The sequence below is a fragment of the Necropsobacter massiliensis genome (assembly GCF_000827595.2).
Classification (GTDB): domain Bacteria; phylum Pseudomonadota; class Gammaproteobacteria; order Enterobacterales; family Pasteurellaceae; genus Necropsobacter; species Necropsobacter massiliensis.
Map to the genome: position 1 here is coordinate 55829 of NZ_LN776180.1, position 15470 is coordinate 71298.

A 15470-nucleotide genomic window follows, 5' to 3' on the forward strand; every position below is an offset into this window, starting at 1 on the left:
TTAAAAACTCTTCTCATACTTCTTGCCAAAAAATTTAGCCATTAAAAACGCACTACCTTTCTTCAACCAATTAATTTTCTCACCATAAACAAATGGAATAGCTTTCACTTTTAATGGATTAGATTTTGAATATTGCTTCATCCATACGTTAAATAGTAATTCACTCACTCGACCATAAAAACGGGCGTGGAATGAAGAATATTGGTCTGAAGGAATACGTTTTTCTAATTCAAAAAGCACTGGGAATAACCAAGAACAATAGTTATTTACTAATTCTTTTGACATGATAAACATATTAAACATATGTCCACCACGCTGCTTCATTACCTCATCAAAACTTGCTAAAAAATCACCGCACTTTTCAGCGATAATGTCGCGAGTCACATCTAAATGCTCTGCATGTAATGTGTTTGCATAATGAGAATAGAGAGTTTCAATATAGTAATTACGACGTTTTGGCACAATTACATCATATTCTTCAAGCAGTTTTGAGGCTTCTTCGGTAGTTAAATATAAGGTTTCAAGTGGCTGATTACGACGCGCTAAACGGTTTTTCACACTAAAAAAGCGGCGATAGTGAATTAAACCTAAATAATCATTCACTAGATTCTTCCATGCCCAATAAAGTCCCGTTAATTCGCAGAAACTTGCATTTTTAGCAGAAATATTTTCACCAGTGTCATCACCTTGATAACCTAAATCTTGTTTGCCTAGTTTACCCACATGCAACGGTAAATACATGTTATCAGAAGGCATAAAATGCTGCTTATGAGTGGCGATGATAATTTTAATATCTTTATCCATTTTTATTACCAAACAGTGACTTCACTAAAACCCAAATAGAACCAATCAAACCACCCAGCACTGCACCAATTAAAAGTAGCAAAACTCGTTTCGGCCAATCTCTTTTTACCGGGTAATCCGGAGATGCCTGATAACTAAACGTATCTGCTTTTACTTCTTTTGTTTTTGCTAACAGTGGTTCCAGCTCTTTGAGTAATTCCGTTACCTGATAATATCTTGGCGGGTAAATCACGCCTTTCTCTTTAATAACATTAATCTGGGCTTTTAAATAATTCTCACCAAGCATGAAAAGATATGTACCGTCACTTAATTTAGAATCGGATAACGGAATTTTAGTTTCTGACATAGCTACGGCTTGAAGCGCAGTATCATTAGCCAAACCAAAAGATTTTGAATAGTCTTTTATTCCTGCCTCTTTTGCAATATTAAATGCATTATTCAAGTTTTCAAGCTGTACTGTTCTTTGAATGGTTAAGTCTCTTTCAAATTTTGTTTTTTCATAGTTTAAATCGGAAACGATTTCATTAAAGTAAATTAAGAAATTATCTAATTCCTGTTGATATGCAGATTGATTTGTAAAAGAAATAAACTGTTGTAGTGTTTTTTGCGCGTCCTCAGGCGTTTCTGCGCTAAAACTGATTCTTCGTCCCACTAAATCAGGTTCTTTTTTAGGATCCGGCTTCGTGATACTGATATCTTTGCTGATAAGCTCTGAAAGAATTGTTCTTTGAGATTCTTCATCTTCCCCTTTAGCCAATTTTTTATACCATTCGGATTGTATAAAAAACTCTCTACGTCTATCCAAAGATTCTGACAGTAAATTAAATTTTCCGAACAATCCGCTCGCTAGTGCACCAGCATCAAATTCCCCGCCTAAGATACGGGCGTATTCTTTACGTATATTAAAATAGTTTCCTAAATCAATGGTCTTTGGAGCAATCACCTCGGCTTTTGATGTCCATTGCTCCTTGGCGGTAAAAGCATAGATCCCAGCAATCAAGGTAAAAACAAAAGCGGAAAGAATAATCAAAACCTTCTTATCCCATAAAACTTTAATTAATTCAATAAGATCGATTTCATCATTGCGCTTTTCATTCAAAGAATGCTGATCTGTTACCATCGCAATACTCCCACATAATTCAAATAATTAAAAAATAAGCAAGGGCAATTCTAATGGTTTTTCCATCAATAACCAAGCTATATCTTCAAAATTTACACTTTCGAAAAACGCACTACTATCTGGTCAAAAATAATTTTCCCACAAAGCTCTTTTAGAAAAGACGTTAAAAGAGTATAATCCGTCCGTTTTGTTTCGTATTACCCAAGATTAGAGGAAAAAATGGCTAAAGAAGATTGTATTGAGATGCAGGGAACCATTTTGGAAACTCTGCCGAACACGATGTTTCGTGTCGAGTTGGAAAACGGTCATGTTGTGACCGCGCATATTTCAGGAAAAATGCGTAAAAACTACATTCGTATTTTAACCGGTGATAAAGTCACTGTTGAAATGACCCCTTATGATTTAAGCAAAGGGCGTATCATCTTCCGCAGCCGTTAATGGGTTCGCGTGATGAACACCAAGTCCGGTACTTGGTGTTTCGGTGAAACGCGAAAAATTTAGACCGCACTTTTTACCAGTCGGCGTTTGAGCACAACGCCTGCTCCCCGCAATAAAATCAGCACCGCACTTAACAGATACAACGGCATTGTACCCAATACGGCATAAGGCGTTTTGCCTTCTGTTGGGGCAATGCGGTGAGTCAGTACGGTTTCGGTAAATTGTGGCGCCTGCGCGACAATCTTGCCCTTTTCGTCAATAAAGACCGTAATGCCGGTGTTTGTAGCGCGAATCACCGGTTTGCCGGTTTCCAGTGCGCGCATTCTCGCCATTTGTAAATGCTGCCACGGACCAATGCTGTCGCCGAACCAAGCATCGTTGGAAATCGTTAGGATAAAATCGCTTTCCGCCGTCAGATTCTGTTGTAGCTGAGCGCCAAAAATAATTTCATAACAAATCGCTGGAGTAAATCGGCGATTTTTAGCCAACAGCGGCGGCTGAATTTTATCGCCCTGCTGGAAAGCCGACATCGGCAGATTAAACACAGTGCCCAGCGGACGCAATAAATGTTCCAGCGGTACATATTCACCGAAAGGTACCAGATGATGTTTACTGTAACGGTTTGCCGTATCGGGGCGATAAGGCAATGTCGGATTACCGATATTGATAATGGAATTTAATAGCTTACCGCGCGTTTCGTCTTCATACACCGTGCCGATAAGCAGCTCACTGCCCGCCCGTTGCGCCGCCTGTTGTAAGGTATCGAAAAACGGCCGAATCTCATTTTCCCACACCGGCAGCGCCGCCTCGGGCAGAATAATCAGATCAGTTTTCCCCAGCTGTTGATTGATTAATTTACTGTAAATCTCAAAGGTTTGATAAGCATAGGCGGGATCCCATTTCAAATTCTGTTCGATATTCCCCTGCACAAGGCTAATGTTCAGCGCTTTATCTTCCACCTTGCGCACATAATCCAAGTTGGAAGAAAGCGCGCTTAATCCGCCAATCACAAGCAGCAGAACAGTATGAGCCAGCGCGATATTCAGCTTTTTCGGCGCGTTCAGCAGTGCGGAAACGATACTGAAAAGCACCGCACTTACCCACATCACAAAAAAGCTCAGTCCTTCCACGCCGAACAGTGGCGCCAGCCCGGCAAAGGGGCTGTCAATCTGCGTATAACCGAATTGCAGCCACGGAAAACCGGTAAACAACCAGCCGCGCAAAAATTCGGTCAATGTCCAAATCACCGGAAAAACCGCCGCGCCACGCACCTGAAAGCGCTGCACCAAATAGGCAAACAGCAGCGGATATAAAGACAAATACGCCGCCAGCAGCGCCACCAGCAAATAGCTAATCAGCAGCGGCGCCCCACCGAATTGGTGAATACTGACGTGCAGCCAGTTTACGCCAAAAGTGAAAAAGCTCATTCCCCATAAAAAGGCACCGAAAAGTGCGGTCTTTTTTCGTTCCGTTTTTGCCACAAACAGCAAGCCGATTAACGATAGGTAAGCAACGCCCCACAGATCAAAAGGGGAAAAGGCGAATACGCCCAATCCCCCGCTGATTAACGCGATAAAATAGATAACATAATTTTTCATGAATGATCGTCAGTCTTTTCTTCCGCTTTTTCCATTTCCGCCAGCTGTGCATCCGGCACGGTCACACGCAGTTGGATAATACGGCGGCTGTCTGCCGAGGTTACCTTAAATTCCAGATTGTCCAACTTAATTTCCTCGCCACGTTTCGGCAGATAACCGAACGCCTGCATTACCACGCCGCCGATGGTATCCACTTCCTCATCGGCAAAGCGGGTGCTGAATTGTTGATTGAAATCATCAATATCGGTCAGGGCGCGCACGGTGTAGGTATGACGTGAGAGCTGGCGAATATCCACCACATCCTCCTCATCAAATTCGTCTTCAATATCACCAACGATCTGCTCCAGAATATCCTCAATTGTCACTAGCCCGGACACCGCCCCGAATTCGTCCACCACAATCGCCATATGAAAGCGTTCGGAACGGAAATCTTTCAACATACGATCCACTCGCTTGCTTTCAGGCACAATCACCGCCGGACGCAACAACGGCAACAAATCAAATTCTTGTGCATCGGAATGCAGAAATTTGAGTAAATCTTTGGCATGCAAAATCCCAGCGATATTGTCACGCTCACCGTTAATCACCGGGAAGCGGGAATGCGCGCTTTCAATAATGGTTTGCAGGCAAGAATCCTGATCCTGCGAGGTTTCAATAAAGATAATCTGCGAACGCGGGATCATAATATCGCGCACGCGCAATTCAGCGATTTCCATCACGCCTTCGATCATTTCGCGCGTATCCAGATCGATTAATTCATTCTGTTCGGAATCTCGGATCACTTCCACCAATTCGTCACGGTTTTTAAGTTCGCCTTGGAAAAAGCGTCCGAAAAGAGATTGGAAAAAATTTTTTTTAGCGGTATTTTCAGATTGGTTTGAATTTTCTTCGTTGTTCATAGTTTAGTTAAAACATTGCCGTCGTATCGACAGTGGAAAATTATCATATTTTATCATTGATCGCAAAATAAAAACGCCTCCGGATTTGCCGAAGGCGCAGTCATTATCAAACAACACTAGCAAAAGCGATATTCCGTCCAGTGGTGATACGGTTGTCCGGCTTTGCTGATGCCGCCAAAACGCAGCCATTCAGGATGATTCGGTGTATCCGGCAGCGCCTGGGTTTCCAGCGCGATGCCAGCATAGTCGGCATACTCGCCGCCATCACGATTCGGTGTGCCGGCAAGATAATTTCCGCTATATACCTGCAGTGCCGGCTGTGAAGTAAATACCTGCAAACTCACCGAACGGTCAAGTGCGGTCAGTATTGCGCAAGGTTTGTCCGTTTGCGGATTAAGCAAAAAAGCGTGATCATACCCTTTAGTAAGCCGCTGCTCTTCCTGCATAAAATCCAGCCCGATAGGCTTTTCTTCAGTAAAATCAAAGCTGGTATATTGTACCGATTTCAACGGCGCATTAGGAATACCGTCGCTGTCTACCGGTAAAAAATAATCCGCATTCAGCTGCAAAGCATGTCCGCGGATATCTGTACCGCGCCGCGCATCGTTTAAATTAAAATAGGCATGATTGGTCAGATTCAGCGGCGTATCGCGATCCGCCAGCCCGTCAAATGTTATCTGTACGCAGTTATCCTCGGTTAAACGATAGGTTACAGAAATCTGTAGATTGCCCGGAAAGCCCTGATCGCCGTGCGCTGAAAAAAGGCAAAAACGCACGAAATTTTCACCGCACTTTTCCACCGCCCAGCGCCGCTTATCAAACCCGTAGCCGCCGTGTAACTGATGCACGCCCTGATTGGCGGTAAGTTTCACCGTTTCAGCATTTAAGCGAAAACGCGCGCTGGCAATCCGATTGGCATAACGCCCGATGCTGGCTCCCAGATAAGCCTGCTGGCGCGGATAATCCGCCGGCTTACAACCCAGCAGCATTTCTCGCGCCTGCCCATTCACCGGCACGCAGCAAGAAAGCCAGCTGGCGCCCCAGTCCATAAGGCTAATGTGCATACCCGTGCCATTGGTTAAGGTGAAAATGCGAAACGGTCGACCGTCCGGCGCCGTCGCTTGTGCATACTCTCTTAACATACGCGGACTCCTTGTGAAGCGGTACATACATAAAAGTCTTCTTTCAGCCCGGTTTGTTTTTCGTAATTATCGGCAATGATTTTACGCACCGCCTCCACTTTATCACCCGGCGCCAACGCCACGATACAACCGCCGAAACCGCCGCCGGTCATACGCGCCCCACCGCTGTCACCGATTGCGCGCTGCGCCAGTTCAACCAGATAATCAATTTCCGGCACGGTAATTTCAAAATCATCACGCATTGAGACATGCGATTGCGCCATCAGCTTGCCTAATCGGGATAAATCGCCTTGCTGCAAAGCCTCAACCGCTTCCAACACGCGCTGATTTTCGGTCACGACATGCTTCGCCCGTTTCGCTGTTTCCGCATCCAGTGCAATCAACGCCTGCTCTTGGCATTTGAACTGTTCAAGCGAAACATCACGCAACGCGCTAACCCCGAAAAATGCCGCGGCGCGCTCACACTGCCGACGCCGCGTATTATATTCGCCACTGACCAGATCATGTTTTACGTGTGAATTGACGATCATCACCGCCACATTTTCCGGCACCGGTGTCGGTGTGGCGGCAAGCGTGCGGCAATCAATCAGCAAGAGATGATCTTTTTGCCCCAGCGCGGAAATCAGCTGATCCATATTGCCGCAGTTGGCGCCGACAAATTGATTTTCCGCTTGTTGCCCGATCAACGCAATATCCGTATCAGTTAGCGGTAAATCGCCGAGCTGCTGACAGAATTTGCCAACCGCCACTTCCAGCGAGGCGGAAGAACTTAAACCGGCGGATAACGGCACATTTCCGCTGATAACCAAATCCGCTCCCTGCTTAAACGTCGGACAGCGCGCCTGAATAAATTTCACCACGCCGCGCACATAGCCCGTCCATTTTTCCGCCGTATTCGGCACAATTGCCTGCTCCAGAGAAAACGCATCAAACTGTTCAAAATCTGCCGCATAAACCCTAAATAGATTGTCTTCTCGCTTCGCACCGCTGATTGCCGTACCGTAATTAATCGCGCAAGGCATCACAAAGCCGTCGTTGTAATCGGTGTGTTCGCCGATAATATTCACTCGACCGGGCGCATAAACGGTCAGTTCACAAGTGCGGTTGAATTTTTCGTTAAATAGTCGCATTGCACTTTGTTGAGGTGTCATAATATTCTCCAAATAAATCAATATATTGAAAACACTGAAAGGTCGCCGTGATAGTTATTTTTGCGTATAATGCCGTTCGCTGAGTGCACGCAGACGCGCTGCCGCCTGTTCTGCGGTCAAATCGCGCTGACTTTCGCCCAACATTTCGTAGCCGACCATAAATTTGCGCACCGTTGCCGAACGTAATAACGGCGGGTAAAAATGCGCGTGCAGCTGCCAGTGTTCGTTGTTTTGATGGTTAAACGGTGCGGCATGAAAGCCCATAGAATACGGAAAAGACACTTCAAACAGGTTGTCGTATTTTGTGGTCAAGGTTTTTAGCGCCAATGCCAGATCGCGGCGCTGTGCTGCGTCCAACTCGGTTAGCCGCATAATATGCGCTTTCGGCAACAACAGCGTTTCAAACGGCCAGACCGCCCAATAAGGCACTAACGCCACCCAATGTTCGGTTTCCGTCACAATGCGTTCTTTCAGCGCCAACTCACGCCGGACATAATCAAGCAAAAGTACCGAACCATGCCGGTGCAGATAGTTGCGTTGTGCGATGTCTTCGCGCGCCACTTCATTGGGTAAAAAACTGTTAGCCCAGATCTGTCCGTGCGGATGCGGGTTTGAACAGCCCATTGCTGCGCCTTTATTTTCAAAAATCTGTACCCATTGATACTTCTCTCCGAGCTCATTCAGCTGTTGCTGCCACACCAAAATCACATCGTTGATTTCATCTACGCTGAGCAACGGCAGCGTTTTACTGTGATCCGGTGAAAAACAGATCACTCTGCTTTCCCCCCGTGCCGGTGCGGTTCTAAATAGCGGATCGACACTTTCCGGCGGCGCCGGCGTATCTTCCAGCAAGGCAGAAAAATCATTTTTAAAGACAAAAGGTTTGCGGTAAGTCGGGTTTTGTTCACCGCTAATTCGCGTGTTGCCCGGGCAGAGATAACAGGCAGGATCATAGCTTGGTTTATGCTCTTCCGCGGTTTTCTCCTGCTGCCCCTGCCAAGGGCGTTTGGCACGGTGGGGTGAGACCAACACCCATTGTTCCGTTAACGGATTATAACGACGATGCGGATGCTCGGTCGGGATAAATTGCTCTGTCATAATCACCTCTTATTGAAAACGGTTACAAAAATATTGTTGCATAAGATAACAGATAAAAAAAAATAAACCATTATCTAGATCACAAAATGAGTAAAAAAGTTGACCTTTTTTGTGAGTTTGATGTTATTTTTCAACGTAACCGCTTTCAATTTTAGCGATTTTGTATATCATATAAGCCTCGGATTAAGATAAAAATGCAGGAAAATGCTATGATTACGATTCGTGATGTGGCGGAACAAGCCGGCGTTTCGGTCGCCACCGTTTCCCGGGTATTGAATAATCATCCTTCATCCAGTAAAAAAGCACGCCTGGCGGTACAAAGCGCGGTGGAAAAACTGGGCTATCGCCCTAATGCCAACGCACAGGCGCTCGCCTTGCAAAATACGGAAACTATCGGTGTCGTGGTAACGGATGTGACCGATCCGTTCTTTGCCATTCTGGTCAAAGCGGTGGATAAAGTCGCCGAAGAACATCAAAAAACCATTTTAATCGGCATCGGTTATCATAATGCGGAAAAAGAACGCAAAGCCATTGATACGCTGCTGCGCAAGCGCTGTAGCTGTTTGGTGGTACATTCTAAAGCGCTCAGCGACGACGAATTGCGCGATTATCTGAGTAAAATTCCGGGCATGGTGATTATCAACCGCATCGTACGAGGTTATGAAAAGCGCTGCGTCAGTCTGGATAACCGAAAAGGCACCTTTTCTGCCACTGAAATGCTAATTGGTTTAGGGCATAAAAATATCGGTTACATCGGTTCCAATCATAAAATTACCGATGAAGCGGAAAGAATTGAAGGCTATTTGAGCGCACTTAAGCATTATGCGCTCTCGGTTAAAGCCCATGCTATCGCACACAGCAGTCCCGATTTTGAAGGCGGCGAGGAAGCGATGATCAATCTGCTCAGCTATAACTCCGATTTGAGCGCAGTAGTAGCCTATAACGACAGCATGGCTGCGGGCGCAATTTCCGTTTTGAGTGAAAACAACATCAATGTGCCGAAACAGTTTTCCATTATCGGTTTTGACGATATGCCGATTGCCAAATATCTGATCCCTAAACTTACCACGATTCGCTATCCTATTGATTTAATGGCAACTTATGCAGCTAATTTAGCACTAAGTTTAGTCGATAACACCATCAAAACCCCTGAACATATTCAGTTTAACCCAACCTTAGTCAGACGTTTTTCTACCGGCAATTTCACTTAAGACGTGATCTGCCTCACATTTTCCTGCATTATTTTGTAATCGCTTTCATAATTGTGAGAGCGATCACAGTCTTCCGACCGCTTTTCCTATATTCTCTAAGCCCAAGTTGCTCTGGTACCAGCTGAGATTAACAGAGTAATAGCAATCAACTGATCATCAATGTACTCAAGGAGTGTTTTTATGAAAAAAACAGTATTAAGTGCGGTCGCTTTAGCTGTAGGTTTGGGTGTTGCCGCCAGTGCGGCACAAGCGGCAACCCGTATCGGTGTAACCATTTACAAATACGACGATAACTTTATGTCATTAATGCGTAAAGAAATCGACAAAGAAGCGAAACAACTTGAAGGTGTTGAGTTGCTGATGAACGATTCGCAAAATGCACAATCCATTCAAAATGACCAAGTTGATGTATTACTTTCCCGCGGCGTGAAAGCCTTGGCAATCAATCTTGTTGACCCGGCGGCCGCACCGACCATTATTAATAAAGCCAAACCTGATAACATCCCGGTGGTCTTCTTCAATAAAGACCCGGGCGCCAAAGCCATCAGCAGCTATGAAAATGCCTATTATGTGGGGACTGACCCGAAAGAATCCGGCCTGATTCAAGGCGACCTGATCGCTAAACATTGGAAAGCCAATCCGGCGTATGATTTAAATAAAGACGGCAAAATCCAATATGTATTGTTGAAAGGTGAACCGGGTCATCCTGATGCGGAAGCGCGTACCAAATATGTGATCGAGCAGCTGAACGCGCAAGGCATTCAGACCGAGCAGCTGTTTATTGATACCGGTATGTGGGATGCAGCGATGGCGAAAGATAAAACCGACGCATGGTTATCCAGTTCCAAGGCAAACGATATTGAAGTGATTATTACTAATAACGACGGTATGGCAATGGGCGCACTGGAAGCAACCAAAGCGCACGGTAAAAAACTGCCGATCTTCGGTGTAGACGCCTTGCCGGAAGTGTTGCAGCTGATTAAAAAAGGCGAAATTGCCGGTACCGTGCTCAATGACGGTGTCAATCAAGCAAAAGCCGTCGTGCAGTTATCCGATAATCTGGCGCACGGTAAAGCAGCGACCGAAGGCACCAACTGGAATTTACAGGAACGCGTGGTGCGTATTCCTTATGTTGGTATTGATAACGATAATTTAGCCGACTTTTTAAAATAATCGTCGTAATCTTCAGGGGAGCGTCGTCTCCCCTTTTCTGTGAGGTTGGAGATGACAGTACACACTCAAACTCAAGACAGCGAAGTGCTGCTCACCATGACGGACGTCAGCAAATCCTTTCCCGGGGTTAAAGCGCTGGATCACGCCAATCTGACCGTCCGTTCGCATTCGGTGCACGCCCTAATGGGGGAAAACGGCGCGGGCAAATCCACATTGTTAAAATGCTTATTCGGTATTTATGCCAAAGATGAAGGCGAAATTCTATTTTTAAATCGCCCCGTTAATTTTAAAACATCGAAAGAAGCGCTTGAAAACGGCATTTCCATGGTGCATCAGGAGCTGAATCTGGTGCGTCAGCGCAATGTAATGGATAACCTGTGGCTGGGTCGTTATCCGTTGAAAGGTCCGTTTGTTGATCACGCCAAAATGTATCGGGATACTAAAGCGATTTTCGACGAGCTGGACATTCATATTGATCCGAAAGAAAAAGTGGCTAATCTGTCGGTTTCTCAAATGCAGATGATCGAAATTGCCAAGGCGTTCTCCTATAACGCAAAAATCGTAATCATGGATGAACCGACCTCCTCATTATCGGAAAAAGAAGTCGATCATTTGTTTAAAATTATCGGCAAGCTCAAAAATCGCGGCTGCGGTATTATTTATATCTCACACAAAATGGACGAAATTTTCAAGATTTGCGATGAAATCACCATTTTGCGCGACGGTAAATGGATCAACACCGTACCAGTCAAAGGCTCGACCATGGACAGTATCGTCGCCATGATGGTCGGACGTGAATTAACCCAGCGTTTTCCGGAAAAAACTAATACGCCGAAAGAAGTTATTTTGCAGGTTGAGAATCTGACCGCCAAAAATCAGCCGTCGATTCAAGATGTCAGTTTTGAACTGCGTAAGGGCGAAATCTTGGGCATCGCCGGTCTGGTGGGGGCGAAACGAACCGATATCGTCGAAACCATTTTCGGCGTGCGGGAACGCAGCGGCGGTTCAGTCAAGCTACACGGCAAAACTGTGAAAAATAACACCGCACTTGAAGCCATTAACAACGGTTTTGCGCTGGTGACCGAAGAACGCCGTTCCACCGGGATTTACGCCAACTTAAGCATTGAATTCAACTCATTGATTTCTAACATGAAATCCTATATCAGCTCATGGGGATTGCTCAGTAATAAGAAAATGAAAAGCGATACGCAATGGGTGATCGATGCGATGAATGTAAAAACGCCGTCTCACAGAACGACTATCGGCTCGCTGTCCGGCGGCAATCAGCAAAAAGTGGTTATCGGTCGTTGGTTACTGACCCAGCCAGAAATTCTGATGCTGGACGAACCGACCCGCGGGATCGATGTCGGCGCAAAATATGAAATTTATCAGTTAATCATGCAGCTCGCCCAAAAAGATAAGGGCATTATCATGATTTCCTCCGAAATGCCGGAATTATTAGGCATTACCGACCGTATTCTCGTGATGAGTAACGGTAAGGTCGCCGGCATAGTGGAAACGGCGAAAACCTCGCAGGAACAGATTTTGCAGCTTGCTGCCAAATATTTATAACAAGCGTAAAAAGGAATATAGTTATGGCTGTTAAACAAAATAAAACGTGGGACTTTTTTAAACAAAACGCGATTTACTTCGTGTTGCTGCTTCTGCTGTTAATCATTATCTCGCAGGATCCGACATTTTTAAATCTGATGAATTTCAGTAATATTCTGACCCAATCCTCCGTTCGTCTGATTATCGCATTGGGCATTGCTGGCTTGCTGGTGGTGCAAGGTACCGACTTGTCTGCCGGTCGTCAAGTCGGGTTGGCGGCGGTGGTTTCGGCGACTATGCTGCAATCAATGGAAAATATGAACCGCGTATTCCCGGATTTACCGGAAATGCCGATTCCGCTTGTTATTCTGCTGGTGTGTGCGGTCGGTGCCGCTATCGGTCTGCTCAACGGGTTCGTTATTGCGGTGTTAAACGTTACTCCGTTTATCGCCACCATGGGAACCATGATTATTGTGTACGGTATCAACTCGCTTTACTATGACGCGGTGGGTTCCTCCCCAATCGCCGGTTTTACTGAAAACTTCTCCACCTTCGCACAGGGATTTTTCCGACTCGGTTCCTTTAAGTTATCCTACATCACTATTTATGCGGTGATTGCGACGATTATCATGTGGATATTGTGGAACAAAACCCGCTTCGGCAAAAATATCTTCGCTATCGGCGGCAATCCTGAAGCAGCGCGGGTTTCCGGCGTCAATGTCGTTCGCAATCTGCTGGTTATCTACACCTTAGCCGGCGTATTCTATGCCTTCGGCGGTATGTTAGAAGCCGGTCGTATCGGCAGCGCAACCAATAACCTGGGTTTTATGTATGAAATGGATGCCATTGCAGCCTGCGTGGTGGGTGGCGTGTCCTTTGCTGGCGGTGTCGGCACCATTATCGGAGTGGTAACTGGGGTACTAATCTTCACTGTGATCAACTACGGTTTAACCTACATCGGCGTCAACCCTTACTGGCAATACATTATCAAAGGCAGCATTATTATTCTGGCAGTGGCAATTGACTCGCTTAAATACGCGAAGAAAAAATAATCGCCACAGTTGCCAAAAGATGCCCTATCCGATTAAAAAATAACAAAAAAACACCGCACTTTAATGTAAAGTGCGGTGTTTTTTCACAACAATTTTAGCAAGCGCAGAACCGCGATGATGACGGCAAAATGCGCTGTTTACCGCTGATTGAGCTACTTAGCGAGGATATTCTGTAATGCTTGATAAACGCTTTGTGCCTGAACGCCAGATAAGGCATTGCCGTTTTCATCAGAAATGACCACCGCACTTTGCTTGCCGAGCGAACTGAGCTGCATAGAATAGGTACCTTTTTCTAAATCGGGCTGTGTTACCCCAAAACGCAACCATTCCTGCGCATCCAGCGGTTTATATTTTAATTCGCGATAACCACGACCACCGTTTTCCGATTCGATTGCAAAACCGAGCAGAGACAATGTTTCACCCAATCTTGCCCAAGCATAATTAAAATCCGCAGCCAACACCAACGCCGCGCGTCCGTTGGCATCTGTCGTCAATGCAGACTGCACCGGTGTGCGCACCGCATTATGTAAATCTTGCTGCTGTTTGCGGTATGCTGAATTCAGCTCGCCGATCAATTGATTCAAGCGATCCGAACTATAGCGTTGCTTATCGGTGGCATTCGGCGTAAAAATAATGCCGTCACGTTTCATTTGTTGCACGGAAACGGTCAAGGCGCTTGCATCACGGGTGGCGACCTGTTCAATGCGATAACGGATTTGGGTATCGCCCACCTCATCGGCGCGCCCAGTCGGTGCCCAGTCGGTCAAAATCTGACTATTTTCCGCCGAATAAGTAATCCCCTGTTCTTTCAGCAGGCGTTCCACCTGTTTTAAATTATAGACATTCTGCTTCTCCAGCGGATAAACAATCAGCGAACGCTCGCCGTCAAATTGCGCAATTGAATTATGAATCATCGCGATCGGCATTGTCGGCGGGCGAATATCCACGGGTTGACCTGGTTGAATATTCACCTGCGGTAACTGATAGGTTTGATCCTGTTGCGGCAGATTCACACCGCCGCTTGCCAGCGGTGCAAAGGCAGGCAGTTCACGGCTTTTTTCTTCAAAATTATCATTTGACTGCTGCTTACTCTCGTTACTTGCGGAACAAGCTGTCAGAGTTGCTAAAATCGTTGCGGTAAGTAACCACTTTTTCATACATTTATTCCTCAGGTTTAAGTCGACACGGATTGCGCCGTCTTTCGCGATATTTTCGTCACTGTTTGACAATAAAAGAAACAAAAAGTTTAGGGTCTGCATTCATGCGGCAGACCCTAAAATAACAACATCGTCGGTTTATAACAGACCGGCACTGTGCAACGCTTCGATCACTTTCGGCTGGGCGGCATCACTTAAAGTCGTCAGCGGCAAACGCAGTACCGGTTCCGGAATCAGCCCGAGTTTATAACACGCCCATTTCACCGGAATCGGGTTAGATTCAATAAACAGGTTTTTATGCAGTGCCATTAAGCGTTGATTGATTGCCTCCGCCTCATCAAATTTACCCGCCAGCGCAAGATTGCACATTTTCGCCATCTCCGCCGCCGCCACATTATTGGTAACGGAAATTACGCCCTCACCACCAGCTTTCATGCTCTCCAGACCGGTCGCATCGTCTCCGCTTAATACAATAAAATCTTCACCGGCAAGCCGTTTAATTTTCGCCACGCGGCTGACATCGCCGGTCGCTTCTTTAATCGCCACGATATTTTTTACTTCAGACAACCGCCCCACAGTTTCCGGCTGCATATCACTGCCGGTACGCCCCGGCACATTATAAAGAATCTGCGGTAAATCGGTACACTCGGCAATGGCTTTAAAATGCTGGTACATGCCTTCCTGTGTCGGTTTATTATAATAAGGTACCACGGACAAACATCCCGCCACACCGCTGTCGTTTAACAGCTTCGTCATGGTGATCGCTTCACTGGTCGCATTCGCACCGGCGCCAGCGATCACCGGAATACGTCCGGCAGCGAATTCGACGGTTTTTAAAATAGTTTTCACGTTTTCTTCAATGCTTAAAGTGGCGGATTCACCGGTGGTGCCGACCGAAACAATGCCGTGCGTACCTGCCGCTACATGATATTCAACCAGTTTTTCCAATGCGTCGAAGTCCACTTCGCCATGGTTATCCATCGGTGTGACCAACGCGGTAATACTACCGTAAAATAAAGGATTATTTGCAGCCATAAAAACCTCCCGATTTATTTTTGTTATTCGTGCTGAGTTTG

Annotated in this window: 14 protein-coding genes; 5 read left to right on the forward strand and 9 right to left on the reverse strand. The window is 45.9% G+C overall.

The window, feature by feature from the left end; genetic code table 11:
• Together BN3349_RS02895 and BN3349_RS02900 are read right to left on the reverse strand one after the other, a co-directional pair.
• Positions 1–804, reverse strand: coding sequence for a DUF4422 domain-containing protein (locus tag BN3349_RS02895; protein WP_040975778.1), 804 nt, complete (start codon positions 802–804; stop codon positions 1–3).
• Positions 797–1924, reverse strand: a complete 1128-nt coding sequence (locus BN3349_RS02900; RefSeq protein ID WP_040975779.1) for an LPS O-antigen chain length determinant protein WzzB — start codon at positions 1922–1924, stop codon at positions 797–799. The genes BN3349_RS02895 and BN3349_RS02900 overlap by 8 nt, the downstream gene beginning before the upstream one ends.
• A gap of 219 nt (positions 1925–2143) precedes the next feature.
• On the opposite strand from BN3349_RS02900, the gene infA reads away from it, so the two are divergent.
• Complete coding sequence (gene infA, locus BN3349_RS02905) at positions 2144–2362, forward strand: translation initiation factor IF-1 (protein ID WP_005627617.1); 219 nt, start codon at positions 2144–2146, stop codon at positions 2360–2362.
• A 59-nt stretch (positions 2363–2421) separates the two neighbouring features.
• Here the strand turns inward: infA and lnt are convergent, their stop codons facing one another.
• The 5 genes from lnt to galT all read right to left on the reverse strand — a co-directional run bounded on the left by lnt (position 2422) and on the right by galT (position 8250).
• Positions 2422–3960, reverse strand: coding sequence for an apolipoprotein N-acyltransferase (gene lnt, locus BN3349_RS02910; RefSeq protein WP_040975793.1), 1539 nt, complete (start codon positions 3958–3960; stop codon positions 2422–2424).
• The gene (gene corC / locus BN3349_RS02915) at positions 3957–4859 is read right to left on the reverse strand and encodes a CNNM family magnesium/cobalt transport protein CorC (protein ID WP_040975795.1); all 903 of its coding nucleotides are present in this window, start codon (positions 4857–4859) and stop codon (positions 3957–3959) included. The genes lnt and corC overlap by 4 nt, the downstream gene beginning before the upstream one ends.
• A gap of 116 nt (positions 4860–4975) precedes the next feature.
• The gene (gene galM, locus BN3349_RS02920; RefSeq protein WP_040975797.1) at positions 4976–6001 is read right to left on the reverse strand and encodes a galactose-1-epimerase; all 1026 of its coding nucleotides are present in this window, start codon (positions 5999–6001) and stop codon (positions 4976–4978) included.
• On the reverse strand, positions 5995–7152 hold the full coding sequence (gene galK, locus BN3349_RS02925; RefSeq protein ID WP_040975799.1) for a galactokinase: 1158 nt from the start codon (positions 7150–7152) through the stop codon (positions 5995–5997). Before galK ends, galM begins: the two co-directional genes overlap by 7 nt.
• Before the next feature lie 54 nt (positions 7153–7206).
• The gene (galT, locus tag BN3349_RS02930) at positions 7207–8250 is read right to left on the reverse strand and encodes a galactose-1-phosphate uridylyltransferase (protein ID WP_040975801.1); all 1044 of its coding nucleotides are present in this window, start codon (positions 8248–8250) and stop codon (positions 7207–7209) included.
• 209 nt (positions 8251–8459) lie between these two features.
• Here galT and BN3349_RS02935 point away from each other — a divergent pair, with 209 nt between their 5' ends.
• The 4 genes from BN3349_RS02935 (at position 8460) to mglC (ending at position 13237) form a co-directional block, all read left to right on the forward strand.
• Positions 8460–9461 carry a substrate-binding domain-containing protein gene (locus BN3349_RS02935; RefSeq protein WP_040975803.1) on the forward strand — a complete coding sequence of 334 codons (1002 nt, stop codon included), beginning with the start codon at positions 8460–8462 and terminating at the stop codon, positions 9459–9461.
• 180 nt (positions 9462–9641) lie between these two features.
• On the forward strand, positions 9642–10634 hold the full coding sequence (gene mglB / locus BN3349_RS02940; protein ID WP_040975804.1) for a galactose/glucose ABC transporter substrate-binding protein MglB: 993 nt from the start codon (positions 9642–9644) through the stop codon (positions 10632–10634).
• Positions 10635–10685: 51 nt separating this feature from the next.
• Positions 10686–12206, forward strand: a complete 1521-nt coding sequence (gene mglA, locus BN3349_RS02945) for a galactose/methyl galactoside ABC transporter ATP-binding protein MglA (RefSeq protein ID WP_040975805.1) — start codon at positions 10686–10688, stop codon at positions 12204–12206.
• A gap of 23 nt (positions 12207–12229) precedes the next feature.
• Entirely contained in the window at positions 12230–13237 is a 1008-nt protein-coding gene (mglC, locus tag BN3349_RS02950; protein ID WP_032109573.1) for a galactose/methyl galactoside ABC transporter permease MglC, read from the forward strand.
• A gap of 152 nt (positions 13238–13389) precedes the next feature.
• Here mglC and bamC read toward each other — a convergent pair whose 3' ends face one another.
• Together bamC and dapA are read right to left on the reverse strand one after the other, a co-directional pair.
• Complete coding sequence (gene bamC, locus BN3349_RS02955) at positions 13390–14394, reverse strand: NlpB/DapX family lipoprotein (protein ID WP_040975807.1); 1005 nt, start codon at positions 14392–14394, stop codon at positions 13390–13392.
• A 138-nt stretch (positions 14395–14532) separates the two neighbouring features.
• Positions 14533–15429: a 4-hydroxy-tetrahydrodipicolinate synthase gene (gene dapA, locus BN3349_RS02960; RefSeq protein ID WP_040975808.1), complete on the reverse strand. Its 897-nt coding sequence runs from the start codon at positions 15427–15429 to the stop codon at positions 14533–14535.
• Between the last annotated feature and the right edge of the window lie 41 nt (positions 15430–15470).

Bases quoted from the DNA above. Each gene is read 5' to 3' on its own strand.
- BN3349_RS02895 (WP_040975778.1), bottom strand. From the start codon at position 804: ATGGATAAAGATATTAAAATTATCATCGCCACTCATAAGCAGCATTTT.
- BN3349_RS02900 (WP_040975779.1), bottom strand. From the start codon at position 1,924: ATGGTAACAGATCAGCATTCTTTGAATGAAAAGCGCAATGATGAAATC.
- infA (WP_005627617.1), top strand. From the start codon at position 2,144: ATGGCTAAAGAAGATTGTATTGAGATGCAGGGAACCATTTTGGAAACT.
- lnt (WP_040975793.1), bottom strand. From the start codon at position 3,960: ATGAAAAATTATGTTATCTATTTTATCGCGTTAATCAGCGGGGGATTG.
- corC (WP_040975795.1), bottom strand. From the start codon at position 4,859: ATGAACAACGAAGAAAATTCAAACCAATCTGAAAATACCGCTAAAAAA.
- galM (WP_040975797.1), bottom strand. From the start codon at position 6,001: ATGTTAAGAGAGTATGCACAAGCGACGGCGCCGGACGGTCGACCGTTT.
- galK (WP_040975799.1), bottom strand. From the start codon at position 7,152: ATGACACCTCAACAAAGTGCAATGCGACTATTTAACGAAAAATTCAAC.
- galT (WP_040975801.1), bottom strand. From the start codon at position 8,250: ATGACAGAGCAATTTATCCCGACCGAGCATCCGCATCGTCGTTATAAT.
- BN3349_RS02935 (WP_040975803.1), top strand. From the start codon at position 8,460: ATGATTACGATTCGTGATGTGGCGGAACAAGCCGGCGTTTCGGTCGCC.
- mglB (WP_040975804.1), top strand. From the start codon at position 9,642: ATGAAAAAAACAGTATTAAGTGCGGTCGCTTTAGCTGTAGGTTTGGGT.
- mglA (WP_040975805.1), top strand. From the start codon at position 10,686: ATGACAGTACACACTCAAACTCAAGACAGCGAAGTGCTGCTCACCATG.
- mglC (WP_032109573.1), top strand. From the start codon at position 12,230: ATGGCTGTTAAACAAAATAAAACGTGGGACTTTTTTAAACAAAACGCG.
- bamC (WP_040975807.1), bottom strand. From the start codon at position 14,394: ATGAAAAAGTGGTTACTTACCGCAACGATTTTAGCAACTCTGACAGCT.
- dapA (WP_040975808.1), bottom strand. From the start codon at position 15,429: ATGGCTGCAAATAATCCTTTATTTTACGGTAGTATTACCGCGTTGGTC.